The sequence below is a fragment of the Rhodococcus sp. AG1013 genome (assembly GCF_003350365.1).
In the GTDB taxonomy this organism is placed as follows: Bacteria; Actinomycetota; Actinomycetes; order Mycobacteriales; family Mycobacteriaceae; genus Prescottella.
The window spans coordinates 1-15,147 of the sequence record NZ_QQAT01000029.1; the positions used below are offsets into that span (position 1 = coordinate 1).

General features: G+C 67.5%; 11 protein-coding genes, 6 tRNA genes and 1 pseudogene. 8 read left to right on the plus strand and 10 right to left on the minus strand.

All coding sequences use genetic code 11. The annotated features are described in order from the left end of the window. The 8 genes and pseudogenes from DEU38_RS25455 to DEU38_RS25490 form a co-directional block, all read right to left on the minus strand. Window positions 1-169 (minus strand): annotated as a pseudogene (locus DEU38_RS25455) (pyridoxal 5'-phosphate synthase lyase subunit PdxS); the annotation flags it as partial. A 159-nt stretch (window positions 170-328) separates the two neighbouring features. Continuing rightward, entirely contained in the window at window positions 329-1,345 is a 1,017-nt protein-coding gene (locus DEU38_RS25460) for an NUDIX domain-containing protein (protein WP_114724169.1), read from the minus strand. Then, complete coding sequence (locus DEU38_RS25465) at window positions 1,342-2,469, minus strand: glycosyltransferase family 4 protein (protein ID WP_114724170.1); 1,128 nt, start codon at window positions 2,467-2,469, stop codon at window positions 1,342-1,344. Before DEU38_RS25465 ends, DEU38_RS25460 begins: the two co-directional genes overlap by 4 nt. Then, on the minus strand, window positions 2,466-3,371 hold the full coding sequence (locus DEU38_RS25470) for a phosphatidylinositol mannoside acyltransferase (RefSeq protein WP_114724171.1): 906 nt from the start codon (window positions 3,369-3,371) through the stop codon (window positions 2,466-2,468). Before DEU38_RS25470 ends, DEU38_RS25465 begins: the two co-directional genes overlap by 4 nt. Then, window positions 3,368-4,060 carry a phosphatidylinositol phosphate synthase gene (gene pgsA, locus DEU38_RS25475; protein ID WP_114724172.1) on the minus strand — a complete coding sequence of 231 codons (693 nt, stop codon included), beginning with the start codon at window positions 4,058-4,060 and terminating at the stop codon, window positions 3,368-3,370. Before pgsA ends, DEU38_RS25470 begins: the two co-directional genes overlap by 4 nt. Before the next feature lie 103 nt (window positions 4,061-4,163). Beyond that, on the minus strand, window positions 4,164-4,724 hold the full coding sequence (locus tag DEU38_RS25480) for an HIT domain-containing protein (RefSeq protein WP_114724173.1): 561 nt from the start codon (window positions 4,722-4,724) through the stop codon (window positions 4,164-4,166). Continuing rightward, the gene (gene thrS, locus DEU38_RS25485) at window positions 4,721-6,772 is read right to left on the minus strand and encodes a threonine--tRNA ligase (protein WP_114724174.1); all 2,052 of its coding nucleotides are present in this window, start codon (window positions 6,770-6,772) and stop codon (window positions 4,721-4,723) included. The genes DEU38_RS25480 and thrS overlap by 4 nt, the downstream gene beginning before the upstream one ends. Before the next feature lie 110 nt (window positions 6,773-6,882). Continuing rightward, window positions 6,883-7,293 (minus strand): TIGR02611 family protein, encoded by a 411-nt coding sequence (locus DEU38_RS25490; RefSeq protein ID WP_174914651.1) that lies wholly within the window; start codon window positions 7,291-7,293, stop codon window positions 6,883-6,885. Between the two features lie 415 nt (window positions 7,294-7,708). Here DEU38_RS25490 and DEU38_RS25495 point away from each other — a divergent pair, with 415 nt between their 5' ends. Genes DEU38_RS25495 through DEU38_RS25505 form a run of 3 tightly spaced genes read left to right on the plus strand, consistent with a single transcriptional unit; the run spans window position 7,709 to window position 12,378 of the window. Next, on the plus strand, window positions 7,709-8,959 hold the full coding sequence (locus DEU38_RS25495; RefSeq protein ID WP_258558160.1) for a hypothetical protein: 1,251 nt from the start codon (window positions 7,709-7,711) through the stop codon (window positions 8,957-8,959). A gap of 55 nt (window positions 8,960-9,014) precedes the next feature. Beyond that, window positions 9,015-10,022: a glutamate ABC transporter substrate-binding protein gene (locus DEU38_RS25500; RefSeq protein WP_258558161.1), complete on the plus strand. Its 1,008-nt coding sequence runs from the start codon at window positions 9,015-9,017 to the stop codon at window positions 10,020-10,022. A gap of 4 nt (window positions 10,023-10,026) precedes the next feature. Further along, a complete protein-coding gene (locus DEU38_RS25505; RefSeq protein WP_114724177.1) occupies window positions 10,027-12,378 on the plus strand; it encodes a serine/threonine-protein kinase in 2,352 nt (783 codons plus the stop codon). A gap of 103 nt (window positions 12,379-12,481) precedes the next feature. Here DEU38_RS25505 and DEU38_RS25510 read toward each other — a convergent pair. Beyond that, window positions 12,482-12,553 (minus strand) — tRNA-Val (locus tag DEU38_RS25510). Window positions 12,554-13,047: 494 nt separating this feature from the next. Between DEU38_RS25510 and DEU38_RS25515 the strand changes: the two genes are divergently transcribed. The 5 genes from DEU38_RS25515 (at window position 13,048) to DEU38_RS25535 (ending at window position 13,548) form a co-directional block, all read left to right on the plus strand. Next, window positions 13,048-13,120 (plus strand) — tRNA-Gly (locus DEU38_RS25515). Between the two features lie 25 nt (window positions 13,121-13,145). Beyond that, window positions 13,146-13,216: transfer RNA gene (locus DEU38_RS25520), tRNA-Cys, on the plus strand. 1 nt (window position 13,217) lies between these two features. Further along, window positions 13,218-13,292: transfer RNA gene (locus tag DEU38_RS25525), tRNA-Val, on the plus strand. 45 nt (window positions 13,293-13,337) lie between these two features. Then, window positions 13,338-13,413, plus strand: a tRNA-Gly gene (locus DEU38_RS25530). Between the two features lie 60 nt (window positions 13,414-13,473). Beyond that, window positions 13,474-13,548 (plus strand) — tRNA-Val (locus DEU38_RS25535). 212 nt (window positions 13,549-13,760) lie between these two features. Here the strand turns inward: DEU38_RS25535 and DEU38_RS25540 are convergent. Then, the gene (locus DEU38_RS25540; protein ID WP_254622981.1) at window positions 13,761-15,146 is read right to left on the minus strand and encodes a GH1 family beta-glucosidase; all 1,386 of its coding nucleotides are present in this window, start codon (window positions 15,144-15,146) and stop codon (window positions 13,761-13,763) included. Window position 15,147: the final 1 nt, after the last annotated feature.

The window sequence follows — 15,147 nt, forward strand, 5'->3', positions numbered from 1 at the left end:
CGGCGGGCACACGCTCGAGCGCCATGACCGCGACAGCGCCGGCGTCCTCGGCGATCTTGGCCTGCTCGGCGGTGACCACGTCCATGATGACGCCGCCCTTGAGCATCTCGGCCATGCCCCGCTTGACGCGTGCAGTGCCGGTAGTGGGGGTGGTGTCGGGGGTGCTCACAGCAAACTCCTGGGTTCTCGCCGGCTTCGGATGAAGATCTGACACTTCTGACGCTGACGGGCCGTCGCGGCACCGCAGCGCATTGGCAATTCTAGGACGCCGTCGCGGAACCACCCATATCCAGTGCCCGATAGCTGGCTTGCTGTGGCGTCGGTCACATCACCGGATCGCGCGAACCTCGGGTTCCTCGATCCGGATAACCGCCATGTTCGCCTCCTCCAGCAGATCGGGCAGATCCTGCGGATACACCGCCTCCCCACCGTTCTGGATCGCGCGGATCTCGGCCCCGGTGCACCACCGGTGTTCGCTGATCGTGCGCTGTTCCAGTTCGGTGAATCCGCCTCGGTGCGGGACGAACTCGTCAGTCTGCGCGGCGAAGAACAGTTCCTCGGACCGGATCAGTTCACCCGCGAACGGGAAGATCGCGACGCGCCGCCACAACGGACCGCGCAGGGCGTCCGGCGGGACCACACGACCGGTCTCCTCCTCGATCTCCCGCACCGCCGCCGCACGGAGGGTCTCCCCCGTCTCCACGGCACCGCCGATCGTGAACCAGAACGACACCTCGGGGGTCGCGGGATCGTGGCCCCGCATGAGCAGGACCCGACCGTTGCGGTCGAGCAGCACCACCCGCGCCGAGGTCCGGACCTCGGCGAGCTCGAGCCCCGACGGCTCGGACCGTTCGGCGATCTCGAAGTACGTCGGCAGCGGTGCGGTACCGCCCAGGTGGAGCCACCGCACCGGTCGGCGCGTGCGCAGGGCGAGGGTGTCGCGCACGGCGTCGTTGTGGAAGCGCCGCGCGATCAGTACCCGCGCCTCGGCGTCGGCCAGCTCGGCGACCAGCTGGGGTCGCAGACGATGGGTGTCGAGCGCCGTCAGAGCGCCGGACAGCGCGTTCTCGGCGACCTCTCGATGCGCCCGGTCCGCCCGTTCGGCCTGGTCCGCCAACGCCGACAGTCGCTTGCCCTCGACCGAGGTGGACGTCATCGCCGACGCGATCGCGCGGACCACGACGGCCCGGCGCGCGAGCGCGGCATCGAGGGCCTGCCAGGACAGATCGGAGCGCACGTGCAACCGGTCGAGCCGATTGGCGGTCGCATAGGCCCACGCCCCGACCGTCACGATCACCGCGGCAACCAGCGCGAGGATCAGGATCGTCATCGCGGAGAATGTCACGAGCGAACCTCACGGACGCCGCTGCCGCCGACGGTGACCGTCTCGTAGACCCGCAGGATCTGCTCGGCGACCACCGGCCAGTCGTACTCGGCCACCACCACACTCGCCACGTCGGTGAGCGCGCGACGGCGGCCGTCGTCGCCGAGGACGCCGTCGATCGCGGCGGCGAGCGACACCGAGTCGCCGACCGGCACCAACAGGCCCGCGGTGCCGTCGCGCAGCACCCGGCGGAACGCGTCCAGTTCGCTGGCCACGACCGGGGTCCCGGCGGCCATCGCCTCCACCAGCACGATGCCGAAGCTCTCGCCGCCGAGGTTGGGCGCGCAGTACACGTCGGCGCTGCGCAGCGCCGACGCCTTCTCCGCGTCGCTCACCTGCCCGAGCAGGCGCAGGTGCCGGGCGTACCGTCCGGCTTCCTTGCGGAGTTTGTCCTCGTCGCCGCGACCCACCACGAGAATCTCGATGTCCGGGTACTTCTCGGCGAGCGTCGGCAGCGCCCCCAACAACACCGCCATGCCCTTGCGGGATTCGTCGTAGCGTCCGAGGAACAGGACCGTCTTGCCGGGGCGCGGATAGCCGGGCAGCGGTACGGCGTTCGCGAACGCCGGCACATCCACGCCGTTCGGGATCTCCACCGCATCGGAGCCGAGCGACTCGACCTGCCAGCGACGCGCCAGTTCCGACACCGCGATCCGGCCGCTGATCTTCTCGAGATAGGGCTGTAGGACGCCCTGGAAAGTGCTGAGCACCAACGATTTCGTGGTGGACGTGTGGAACGTCGCGACGATCGGCCCCTCCGCGATCTTCATTGCGAGCATCGACAGGCTCGGCGCGTTGGGTTCGTGGATGTGGAGCACGTCGAAATCGTTGTCGGCGATCCAGCGGCGCACCCGCGCATAGGAGACGGGGCCGAACGTCAGTCGGGCCACCGAACCGTTGTAGGGAATCGCGACGGCCCGACCGGCCGAGACCACGAAATCCGGGAGTTCGGTGCCCTCGGACGCCGGCGCGAGGACGCTCACCTTGTGACCGCGTTCGATCAGCACCTGTGCCAGTTCGACGACGTGCGCCTGCACACCGCCCGGAACGTCGAAGGAGTACGGGCAGACCATGCCGATCTTCATCGCGACTCCATCCGGGCCCGGCGGGCTGCCGACAGGTCGTCCAACCACAGCGGTTGGAGCATGTGCCAGTCTGCCGGGTGCGCCGCGATGTTCGTCTCGAAACGCGACGCCAACGCCTGGGTGGCGGCGCTCAGCCCGCCCGAGACGTCGATCGGCGGATCGACCGAGAAACCCCAACCGTCGTCCGTGAACCAGCAGTGCACGGGCAACAGGGCCGCACCGGTTTCGATCGCGAGCTTCGCCGGCCCGGCGGGCATCCGGGTCGGTTCACCGAAGAACGTGACCGGAACTCCCCTGGCGGCCAGGTCCCGCTCGCCGAGCAGGCACACGATCTTGTTGTCCCGCAGGCGTGCCGCGAGCTCGCCGAACGGCGGGGTCTCGCCACCGCTGAGTGGGAAGATCTCGAATCCGAGCCCCTCGCGGTAGTCGACGAAGCGCTGGTACAGCGACTCCGGCTTCAGGCGTTCGGCCACGGTCGACAGACCACCCCAGTTCTGGGTGCACCACACGCCGGCCATGTCCCAGTTGCCGGTGTGTGGCAAGGCCAGTACCGCACCGCGGCCCTGGGCCATCGCGTGTTCGAGGTACTCCTGACCCTCGACACTCGAATCGATCGCCGCCGCGGTCGCCTCCAGATCCATCGACGGCAGGCGGAACGCTTCCCGCCAGTAGCGGGCGTACGACCGGAGGGAGTCCCGGATCACCTCGTCCGGCACGTCCTCGGCTGGCACACCCAGCACCCGAGCGAGGTTCCGGCGCAACTGCTGCGGGCCACCGTTCCGGCGTGCCGCGAAGTCGGCACCCGCGTCGAACAATGCCGTTGCCACCCGCTCGGGCAGGGCTCGGACGACGCGCCACCCCGTCGCGTAGCCGAGATCCGTCACCCGTTCCGAGAAACTCACGACGCGGATTCCTCTCCGCCACCGGGCTTCTCGTCGACACCCTTCGGTGCGATCGGCAGCAGATCCCGCGCACCCGCCGAATTACGTACCGCGAGGACACGCTGGAAGACGGTGATGATGCTCGCGACGGCGAGGATCCACATCGCGACGTAGACCGCCCAGTGCAACCAGCCGATGTCGAAATGTCCTGCGATACCGGTGAGTCCGGCACCGACGAGCACGATGATCAACCGGTCCGGACGCTCGATGAGCCCACCGTCCGCGGACAGGCCGCTGGCCTCCGCCCGCGCCTTCGCGTACGAGATCACCTGCGAGCTCACGAGGCAGATCAATGTCGCGATCAGCAGGCTCTTGCTGTTCTCGTGGTAGACGGCCCACCACGCCAGACCGGCGAAGATCGCGCCGTCGGCGATCCGGTCGCACGTGGCATCGAGCACCGCCCCGTAGCGCGTGCCGCCCCCTCGGGCACGCGCCATGGCACCGTCGAGCATGTCGAACATCACGAAGAACCAGATGAAGATGGTTCCCCAGAACAAATGACCGGACGGGAAGAGCGTGAGCGCACCCGCGATACTCGCGACGGTGCCGATCACCGTCACCGTGTCCGGCGTCAGCCCGGTCTTCACCAGTGCCTGACCCATCGGCGCCGTCACCTTGGACACCGACGCACGGCCGAAGAAACTCAGCATTCCGCTCCCCCCTCTCGCCACCGGTAGAGGTGCCGGGCCCTGTCGGACCCGGCTTCCGATCCTGCCATTCCGAATCCCCGAGGGACCCGGCCGACTCTGTCGATCACTCGCTCCAGGCCCCCGCGAGCAGCGCACGCGTCTCGCGCAGCAACTGCGGCATCACCTTCGCACCCCCGAGGATGGTGATGAAGTTCGCGTCCCCACCCCAGCGCGGAACGATGTGCTGGTGCAGGTGCTCGGCCAGCGAACCTCCGGCCGCCGCCCCGAGATTGAGTCCTACGTTGAAGCCGTCCGGACGCGAGACCCGCTTGATGACCCGGATCGCCTTCTGCGTGAACGCCATCAGCTCGGCGCTCTCCTCCGGCGTCAGATCCTCGATCGCCGCGACCCGCCGGTACGGCACCACCATCAGGTGACCGGGGTTGTACGGGTACAGGTTGAGCACCGCGTACACCGACTCGCCACGAGCGACGATGAGCCCCTCTTCGTCGCTCATCTTCGGGATCTCGCTGAACGGGCCCTCGCTCGTGCTGGACGTCTTGGGCGCCTCCGCGATGTACGACATGCGGTGCGGCGACCACAGCCGCTGCAGCCGATCCGGGTCACCCGGACCCGTGTCGACGAGCGCACCGGCTTCGTTGGTGCCGTTCGACTGCTCGGTCACTGGGCACCGCCGACGAGTTCGGCTGTGGGCGAGGCGTTCTCGCGACGGCCGATCCACGACACGATCGTCTCGACCGCATCCGCGACCGGTACGCCGTTGACCTGGGTGCCGTCACGGAAGCGGAAGCTGACCGCGCCCGCCTCGACGTCCCGCTCGCCCGCGAGCAGCATGAACGGCACCTTCTGGGTGGTGTGGTTCCGGATCTTCTTCTGCATGCGGTCGTCGCTGACGTCCACGTCGGCCCGAACGCCGGCGGCCTTGAGCTGCTTGACGACGTCGAACAGGTGATCCTCGAACGCCTCGGCGACCGGGATACCGACCACCTGGACGGGCGCGAGCCACGCCGGGAACGCGCCCGCGTAGTGCTCGGTGAGCACGCCGAAGAACCGCTCGATCGAGCCGAACAGCGCGCGGTGGATCATCACCGGTCGCTGCTTGGTGCCGTCCGAACCGGTGAACTCGAGGTCGAACCGCTCGGGCAGGTTGAAGTCGAGCTGAATGGTCGACATCTGCCAGCTGCGGCCCAGTGCGTCCTGCACCTGCACGGAGATCTTGGGGCCGTAGAACGCGGCTCCGCCCGGATCCGGCACCAGGTTCAGCCCGGACGCCTCACCGACCTCGCGCAGCGTCTCGGTCGCCTCTTCCCACAGCGCGTCGTCGCCCACGAACTTGTCGGGGTTCTTGGTCGACAGCTCCAGGTAGAAGTCGTCGAGGCCGTAGTCCTTGAGCAGGCCCAGCACGAACTTCAGCGTCGTGGTCAGCTCGTCGCGCATCTGCTCCTTGGTGCAGTAGATGTGCGCGTCGTCCTGCGTCATGCCGCGGACGCGAGTGAGGCCGTGCACGACGCCGGACTTCTCGTAGCGGTACACCGAACCGAACTCGAACAGCCGCAGCGGCAGCTCGCGGTACGAACGGCCACGCGACCCGAAGACCAGGTTGTGCATCGGGCAGTTCATCGGCTTGAGGTAGTAGTCCTGGCCCGGCTTGCGCACCGTGCCGTCCTCGTTGAGTTCCTCGTCGATGTGCATCGCCGGGAACATGCCGTCGCGGTACCAGTCGAGGTGACCGGAGACCTCGTACAGATGTCCCTTGGTGATGTGCGGCGAGTAGACGAACTCGTAGCCCTCCTGCACGTGGCGCTGGCGGGAGTAGTTCTCCATCTCCTGACGGATGATGCCGCCCTTGGGGTGGAACACCGGCAGGCCGGAGCCCAGCTCGTCGGGGAAGGAGAACAGGTCCAGCTCGGCACCGAGCTTGCGGTGGTCGCGACGCTCGGCCTCGGCGAGCAGCTCGAGGTGCTTGTCGAGCGCTTCGGTCGACTCCCACGCCGTGCCGTAGACGCGCTGCAGGTCCTCACGGCTCTGATCACCGCGCCAGTACGCGGCCGAGCTGCGGGTGATCTTGAACGCCGGGATGTACTTCGTGGTCGGGATGTGCGGGCCGCGGCACAGGTCCTTCCAGATCACCTCGCCGGTGCGCGGATTGAGGTTGTCGTAGATCGTCAGCTCGTTGCCGCCGACCTCCATGACCTCGGGGTCGTCGATGCCCGACTTGTCGCTGATGAGCTCGAGCTTGAACGGCTCGTTCGCGAGTTCGGTGCGGGCGTCCTCGATGTCGTCGACGACGCGGCGGGAGAAGCGCTGCGCATCCTTGATGATCTTCTTCATCCGCTTCTCGAGCTTCGCCAGATCCTCCGGCGTGAACGGGCGGTCCACCTGGAAGTCGTAGTAGAAGCCGTCCTTGATCGGCGGGCCGATGCCGAGCTTGGCCTCGGGGAACTCCTGCTGCACGGCCTGCGCGAGGACGTGCGCGGCCGAGTGCCGGATCACGCTGCGGCCGTCCTCGGTGTCGGCGGCAACCGCCTCGACCTCGACGTCGACGTCGGGAATCCAGGACAGGTCCTTGAGCTGACCCTCGGCATCGCGGACGACGACGACGGCGTCGGAGCCCTTACCGGGCAGTCCGGCCTCGCGCACCGCCGTGCCCGCGGTCGTCCCGGCGGGCACTCGGACGCGTGCGGCTGGGGTGGCGGATGCGGGCGTGGTCACGGCGATGCGCTCCTAGGTATGAGGGTGTGCCCCGGGATGAGGGGCGATCCCATGTTATCGGCACCGCGTCGCCATCAGTGGCACCGTCCCGCCGTCGCGCCGACAGACGGCTACAGGGGGCTCTCCAACCACGACTGATCGAGCCCCACCCACGTTCCGATCAGGCCGAACGTGCCGAGCACCCACAGAGTCGCGATGACGACGATCGTGGTGAAGAGCACGCCGAGTGCCTTGATGACGACGGACTGGCGCGAGAACCACACCATGAAGCGGTCGTAGCGAGCGCGTACCCAGTGCAGCAATCGGTGCGCCCACGCGAATTCGGACGCGAGGATGCCCAGCCCGGCGAAGACGATCAGCCAACCCGGCCCGGGGTACGGAATTGCCACGATTCCGGCCGAGAGAACGAGGAGACCGACGATCCCGACACCGATCCGGTAGGCGAGATTCAGTGAGGTGTTCGCGGCGATCCGCCGGCGTCGACGGCGCCAGCGGTTCTCGACTTCTTCGAGTGCCTCGATCGGATGGAAGCCGTCGTGGCCCGACCCGGCGCCGGCCTTCCCGCCGACCGTTCGGTCGTTCACAGTTCGGTCACCCACACGTCCACACCCACCGTCGCTTCGAGTTTTCTGCCAGTCGACCTACCGACAGATCCAGCGTACCGACGGCGATGGTCGACCGGATCCACCCGCCACGGCGCCGACGGTAGGAAGATGGGTACGGGCAGACCCGGCCACGTATTCGTTGTCGCATCTCCCGACCGTCGGCGGTGAATCACGCGGATTGGATCGCCACCGTCGGAAGTCGAACCCTCACCGCCCGGGAGGAGTGACGCCGGTGTTTCTCCGCCGCGGTTCCGGCACGGCCGGTCCAGGCCCAACTCTCGACGAAACGCGTCTCATCGATCCCGAGCCCAGTCCTCGGTCGGCGCGCGGGTTGGTCTCCTCCACGCCCGGCAAGCTGGCGCTCATCGGGGTGGGGTTGATCACGATCGTGCTCCTCGCGGGCGCCCTGACTTCCGTCGCGATCGTCGCCCGCGAGAAGCGGATCGACACCCTGCATCTGGAGACAGGGCCACTCACCAACTCCGCCCAGGAGCTCTACAGCTCGCTGTCGATCGCGGATGCGGCCGCCACGGCAGGGTTCCTCTCGGGCAGAGTGGCACCGCAGGCCATCCGATACCGCTACCGTCAGGCGATCGGCGAGGCGTCGACCGCACTGATCTCGGCGGCGAACGGCATCTCGGCGAACGACACGCAGTCGCAGGAGTTGCTCGCGGAGATCTCCAGAGGCCTGTCCACGTACACCGGAATCGCCTCTACTGCACGTGCGAACAGCCGGGTCGGAAACGCGGTCGGGGTCTCGTACATCAACGAGTCTTCCGCGCTGATGCACGACACCATGCTGCCGGCGGCGCAGCATCTGTACACCAAACAGGCCGACGCCCAAGCGAACACCCAACAGAGCCTTGCTCGGCCGCCGTGGACCGCGATCGCGCTGTGTATGTTCACGCTGGTCGCGCTGATCGGCGCCCAGATGTATTTGACCAGGCTCAGCCATCGCCGTTTCAATCCGGGCCTGATCGTGGCCTCGGCGTTGATGGCCCTGCTGGCGATCTGGCTGTCGATCGCCGGACTGCTCTCGGCCAACGCCAGCGCAAACGAGATGGCGTCCGCCGAGTCGATGGACGCGCTCGTTCGGGCGCGAATCCTGGCCCAGCAGGCCCGCGCCGACGAGACCTTGGGTCTGCTCCGTCGGGATTCCGACACTCAGAGCGAACAGGAATATGCCCAACACACCGCGGAACTCGCCCGGATACTCGACGGTTTCCGGGCCACGACCGCACAGAACGATGCGGCGGATGCCCAGCTGAACGACGCCATCGCCGCGCTCGACGGCTGGGAGAGCGCCCACCGGGACCAGCGCCAACGACTCGGCGCGGGAGACTACGTCGGCGCGGTCGACGTCGCAGTGGGCGGCGGGCCGCACGATGCGGCGGCGCAGTTCACCCGGCTCGACGACACGTTGGAAAGTGGGATTGCGAGCCTGCGGGGGCAGTCCAGCGAGTACATCGCGCGCTCCTCCTCGTCGCTGAGCCACCTCGACGTCGGCGGTGCGACGCTCGGCGTGCTGTGCGGATTCGCCGTCGGCGCCGGCATCTGGCCCCGTTTGAGCGAGTACCAGTGACAAAGCGAGTACAACTGATGAAGAAGGCCACGGTTTCAGGGGCCACATGATGAGCATGACGGCACGAAGCATCGCGAACATCGCGCGGCGGCCGAAAGGACGTCGCTGGTTGACGGTTGCCTGCGCGGTCGGCGCAAGTGTGCTGGTCGGATGCGCCGACGCCCACCCCCCGCCGCCGACGCCTGTCGGCACCTACACCACGCTGCCCCTGCCGAGCGCGGCGACGATCGTCCCTCCCCCGACGACGACCGTCCCCGGGGTCGCGGACTGCGATGCCACCGCCAGCCTGCGCCCGAGTCCGCCCGGCGTCATTCCTCCCGGAGGCACCGTGTCTGAGATCGTCGCGCGGGGGAAGGTGATCATCGGAGTCGACCAGCGCAACTACCTGTTCAGCAACCGCGACCCCGCCACCGGCACGCTCGAGGGCTTCGACGTGGACATTGCACACGAAGTCGCCCGTGATCTGCTCGGCGACCCCGCGAAGGTCGAGTTCCGGCTGATCAACCCGGCCGACCGGATCAAGTCGGTACAGACTTCCGATGTCGACATGTTCATCATGTCCACGACGATGACCTGTGCCAGGGCTGAACAGATCGCCTTCTCCACCCAGTATTTCGAGGCCCATCAGCGGTTGCTCGTGCCGCGGAACTCCGCGATCAGCGAACCGGCGGACCTGGCGGGCAAGCGGGTGTGTTCCGTGGCCGACACCCCCGCGGTGTACGCCGTGCAGCGGGAAGTGCCCGACGTCGAAATCGTCAGCGTGGTCGACTGGGGTGACTGCCTGGTCGCCATCCAGCAAGGGCAGGTAGATGCGGTGAGCACCGACGACGGCCTCCTGCTCGGTATGGCGGTGCAGGATCCGACGCTGGAGATCGTCGGCCCCGTCATGGAGGTCGCGCCGTACGGCATCGGCATGAACAAGAACGACGACGACCTGGTGCGCTCTGTCAACGGCACGCTCGAGCGCATCAGGAAGGACGGAACGTGGACGCAGATCTACAACCGTTGGCTCACTGCGCTCGGGCCGTCGCCCGGTCCCCCCGCACCCCACTATCAGGACTGACCGGATGACTCCGCCAACGGAAGGCACAGCCGACAGCGCCGCCACCGATCGCGCCGAACCCCCGGACACCACCGCCGCCGATACTGCTGCGACCACTCCCGACACTGCGGCGACCGCCCGTGACGCCGCCACCACCGCTGGCGCGACAGGTGCTGTGCCGCCGCCCCCCAGGTCGAGACGAGCCGGACAACGTGGCGGGCCCCGCGTCACCTCGGGTCACCGAACCATCGGCGACGGACTGGTCGAGATCCCCGTCATCGCGGCGCTCGATCCCTCGTCCGCGGTGCTCAGCAATCCGGTGCTGGCGGAGGACAAACGCTACTGCACCAAGTGCCGCAACCCTGTCGGACGCACGCAGGCAGACGCGACGGCGCCGACCCGGGGTGTGTGCGCGAATTGCGGCACCGGTTTCTCGTTCGGTCCGCGGCTCGAACCAGGCGAATTGGTGGCCGGACAGTACGAGGTGCAGGGCTGCATCGCCCACGGCGGTGTCGGCTGGATCTATATCGCCATCGACCGAAATGTCGACGATCGCTGGGTGGTACTCAAAGGACTGCTGCATGCGGCCGATCCGAAGGCCCAGGCGGTGACGGTCGCCGAACGGCGCTTCCTCGCCGAGGTCACCCATCCGAGCATCGTCAAGATCTTCAATTTCGTCGAGCATCCCGACGCGGACGGCTCCCCCGTCGGGTACATCGTGATGGAGTACATCGGCGGCACCACACTCAAGGACCTGCTCCGCACCAGCGCGGACGAGGTCGGACCGACACGGATGCTGCCGCTCGACCTGACCCTCGGCTACATCCTGGAGATCCTGCCGGCATTGAGCTACCTGCACTCGATCGGGCTGATCTACAACGACCTCAAGCCCGACAACATCATGGTCAGCGAGGGGCAGGTCAAACTGATCGACATGGGCGCCGTCGCCGGGTTCGAGGACTGCGGATTCATCTATGGAACCCCCGGCTTCCAGGCGCCCGAGATCGTGGCGACCGGGCCCACCGTGGCGAGCGACATCTACACCGTCGGGCGCACCCTCGCGTCGCTCACCGTTGCGCTGCCGACGAAGCAGGGCCGCTACCTCGACGGCCTGCCCGATCCAGCCCACGAACCACTGTTCCAGCAGTACGAGGCGTACTACCGCATGCTGCGGCGGGCCACGAATCCGGACCCGGCCCAACGCTTCTCGTCGATCGACGAGATGTCCACCCAGTTGACCGCGCTCCTGCGCGAGATAACGTCCAGGGAGTCCGGCCGGCCACGACCGGGACTGTCGCAGCAATTCAGCCCCCCACGCGGGAGCTTCGGCACCGACCTGACTATCCGTCGGACGGATGTGTTCGTCGACGGCCGGCCCCACCACGGGCGCCCGAGCGCGCTCGCAATGGGTCGAGCGTTGCCCGTTCCGCTGGCAGATCCCGCCGATCCCGGGGCCGCGCTACTCACCGCAGCGATGCACAGCACGCCGCGCGAACTCCTCGGCACCCTCCGCGTGGCGCGTGAACGCAGTGCCGCCGCTCCCCGCAGCCGACTCGAGGGCAGCCTGGAACTGCCCCTGATGGAGGTTCGCGCCCACCTCGATCTGGGCGACGCGCAACGGGCCGCTGATCGGCTGGCCGAGCTCGCCCGGGAACACCCGCGCCGCTGGCGGATCAGCTGGTATCAGGGCCTGTGCGACCTGCTCCGCGGGGAGTACGAGGCGGCGTTCTCCCGTTTCGACACGGTGCTCTCGGCGTTGCCCGGCGAATTGGCACCGAAGCTGGCACTGGCCGGGACCGTCGAACTGATCCTGGACCGACGTACCGACAACCGCCTGTCCACCGACTCCCCGGCTGTGGTCGACGAGCAGTGGCGCGCGGTGGCCGAGCGGTACTACGGGACCGTATGGCAGACGGACCACAGCCTGGTCAGTGCCGCGTTCGGTCTCGCGCGGCAGCTCGAGGCCCGCGGCGATCGGCAGGGCGCAGTACGGATACTCGACCAGGTACCGCCCGACTCCCGACACTTCGGCGAGGCCCGGCTGACGACCGTATTGGTCCTGGTCGGTCGCCTACCGGTGGCCGAGATCAGCGAACGGGATCTCAAGGAAGCGGCCGATCGGGTCGAGCGGCTACCGGAGACGGAACCTCGCGCACTGCAGATGCGCGCGCACGTGCTCGGCGTGGCAGTGGACTGGCTCGAGTCCGGCCGGTCGGCGGCGCTGCCTCTGATCCTGGGGGCCCAGTTCACCCAGCGCAGCCTGCGCGCCGGCGCCGAGGAGGCGCTGCGAACGCTCGCCCGGAACACCGCCGAGCGCACACACCGATACACGCTGGTCGACCTGGCGAACGCAATCAGACCCACGACATGGGTGTAGCGGTGACCAGATCCACGATTTCCGCCCGAACGCAAAAATCGCCCCTCGGAGAGGGGCGATTCTGCAATCAGCCGTGGCGAACCCCGACCTTGGTTATCTTCTGTGGTCCCGGCTGGGATCGAACCAGCGACCTTCCCGGTGTGAACGGGACGCTCTTCCACTGAGCCACGGGACCGAACCGCGCGAACCACTCGCGGTCGAACGAGACGAAACACTAACACGCACTTGTCGCGAACACGAATCCCCTGGTTGTTATTCGTTTCCGGGCCCGCGACGCCTCGACGTAGTACCGAAGCTCACCGATCGCACCCGACCGCGCGCCGGTCACCGCGCGACCCAGGTCCTCAGGACGGCGCTAGCAGCCACGCTCCCAGGCATGCGCTCGCGCGCACGCGCGCACGTGGGTGAATCACTTCCAGGAGCGCCTCGATGGGCGCGCCGCCGCCAGCCCCGCCGGCCCCGCCACTTCGCCTCGCTTCCGCCCGCTTCGCCGACGCCGGAAAGAACCGTTCGTGCCTGTCGGTCCGGTATTCATCGGGCGTTCACCAGCGCAATCGACCCGAAGGTCTGCCATATTTCGCCGCTGACCTGCTGATTTGTGCCTTTCTCGAATGGTCCGCTAATGTTCTCACCGCACCGGGGAAGCGGAAACGCCCCGCCGGTGCGAATGCGGATGTAGCGCAGCTGGTAGCGCATCACCTTGCCAAGGTGAGGGTCGCGGGTTCGAATCCCGTCATCCGCTCGAGAGGTTGGACTCGACCTTTTATGGTGGAGTGGCCGAGTGGTGAGGCAACGGCCTGCAAAGCCGTGCACACGGGTTCGATTCCCGTCTCCACCTCGCGCGATTAGCTCAGCGGGAGAGCGCTTCCCTGACACGGAAGAGGTCACTGGTTCAATCCCAGTATCGCGCACCAAGTTTCGAGGCAGTATGCTGCTGAGAATCTTGAGTGTTACAACATGCGGATGTAGCGCAGCTGGTAGCGCATCACCTTGCCAAGGTGAGGGTCGCGGGTTCGAATCCCGTCATCCGCTCCACGGTCGGCCCTGGTGGCCGGCCAAGGGAGCCCGGTTTTCCGGGCTTCCGATCTTTGACCCGCGCGATTAGCTCAGCGGGAGAGCGCTTCCCTGACACGGAAGAGGTCACTGGTTCAATCCCAGTATCGCGCACCACCGAGAAGGGCACCTCCACTGGAGGTGCCCTTCTTGCGTTCGATCCCCATCGAGTTCCGGGGCGCCCGCTCGATTCGAACCTGAGGGATTCCTCATGTATCGTCGGGCGTGCCATCCCCCCCGATGGTGCGGAGCCCCAGCCCTGACCCCCCATCCACGGCTGGGGCTCACTCATTTCCGGGCGGGCAGCCTCCGCCACCCGCCCGTCGCGCCTACCCGCCGTGCCGCTTCGCGAGCAGATCGCGGAACCAGTAGTACGAATCCTTGGGCGTCCGCTCCAAAGTGTCGTAGTCCACATGAACGAGCCCGAAGCGTTCGCGGTACCCGGCGGCCCATTCGAAGTTGTCGAGGATCGACCACACGAAATAGCCACGGACGTCCACGCCGGCATCCATCGCCTCGCGAACTGCGGCCAGGTGGTCCGCGTGATACGCGATTCGACGATCGTCGCGCACACGACCCGACGAGTCCGGATCCGGGTCGTGGAACGAGCACCCGCTCTCGGTGATGTACACCGGCGGCAAAGCCGCTCCGAACCGGTCCCGGAAGATCGTGAGGATCTCCCGCAGGCCGTCCGGGACGATCGGCCAGCCGAAGTCGGTCTTCGGATAGCCTTCCAGCGGCACCGGCGCGAACGGCATCCCTGGCGGCAGATCGACCTCGAGCACCCCCTCCGTTCCCTCGCCGTCCCGGGGCGCGGCGATGATCGTGGGCTCGTAGTAGTTGATACCGAACCAGTCGAGTGGCTGGGCGATGATCGCCAGGTCGTCGTCGACGGGTCCGGTGAGCAGGGCCGCGAGTTCGTCGGCCGGATACTTGCCGAGCAGGACCGGGTCGGCGAACGTCCAGTTGACGATGTGGTCGTAGATGTCGGCGGCCTCGATGTCGGCCTCGGAGTCGCTCGCTGCATGGACGGGCGCGTGGTTGGACGCGATTCCGATGTTGCCGCAGCCCGCCGAACGCAGTGCCTGCACCGACAGGCCGTGGCCGAGCAGCTGATGGTGCGCGGCCTGCAGTGCGCCGAAGCCGAGCGACAGCCCGGGCGCGTGGACTCCGAGGGCGTGACCGTAGAGCGTATGTACGACGGGCTCGTTGAGCGGCATCCACATTCCGACCCGGTCACCGAGTCGCTCCCCCACGATGGCGGCGTACTCGGCCAGGCGCTGCGCCGTCGCCCGGTTCAGCCATCCCCCGTCGTCCTGGAGGGCCTGCGGCAGATCCCAGTGGAACAGCGTGACCGCCGGCGTGATTCCGGCCGCACACAGTTCGTCGACGAGCCGGTCGTAGAAGTCGAGGCCGGCGGGATTGACTTCGCCCTTGCCGTCGGGCTGGATCCGCGGCCACGACACGGACAGCCGGTACGAGTCGGTGCCGAGCTCGCGCATCAGGCGCACGTCGTCGCGGTAGCGGTGATAGTGGTCGATCGCGATGTCGCCGGTTTCGCCGCGCACGATTGCTCCAGGGACAGAGCAGAATTCGTCCCAGATCGAACGGCCACGCCCGTCCTCGGTCACCGCCCCTTCGATCTGGTACGCCGCTGCCGCGACACCGAAGACGAAATCGTCGGGGAATTCGGGAATTGTTCGTTGTACCGCCATG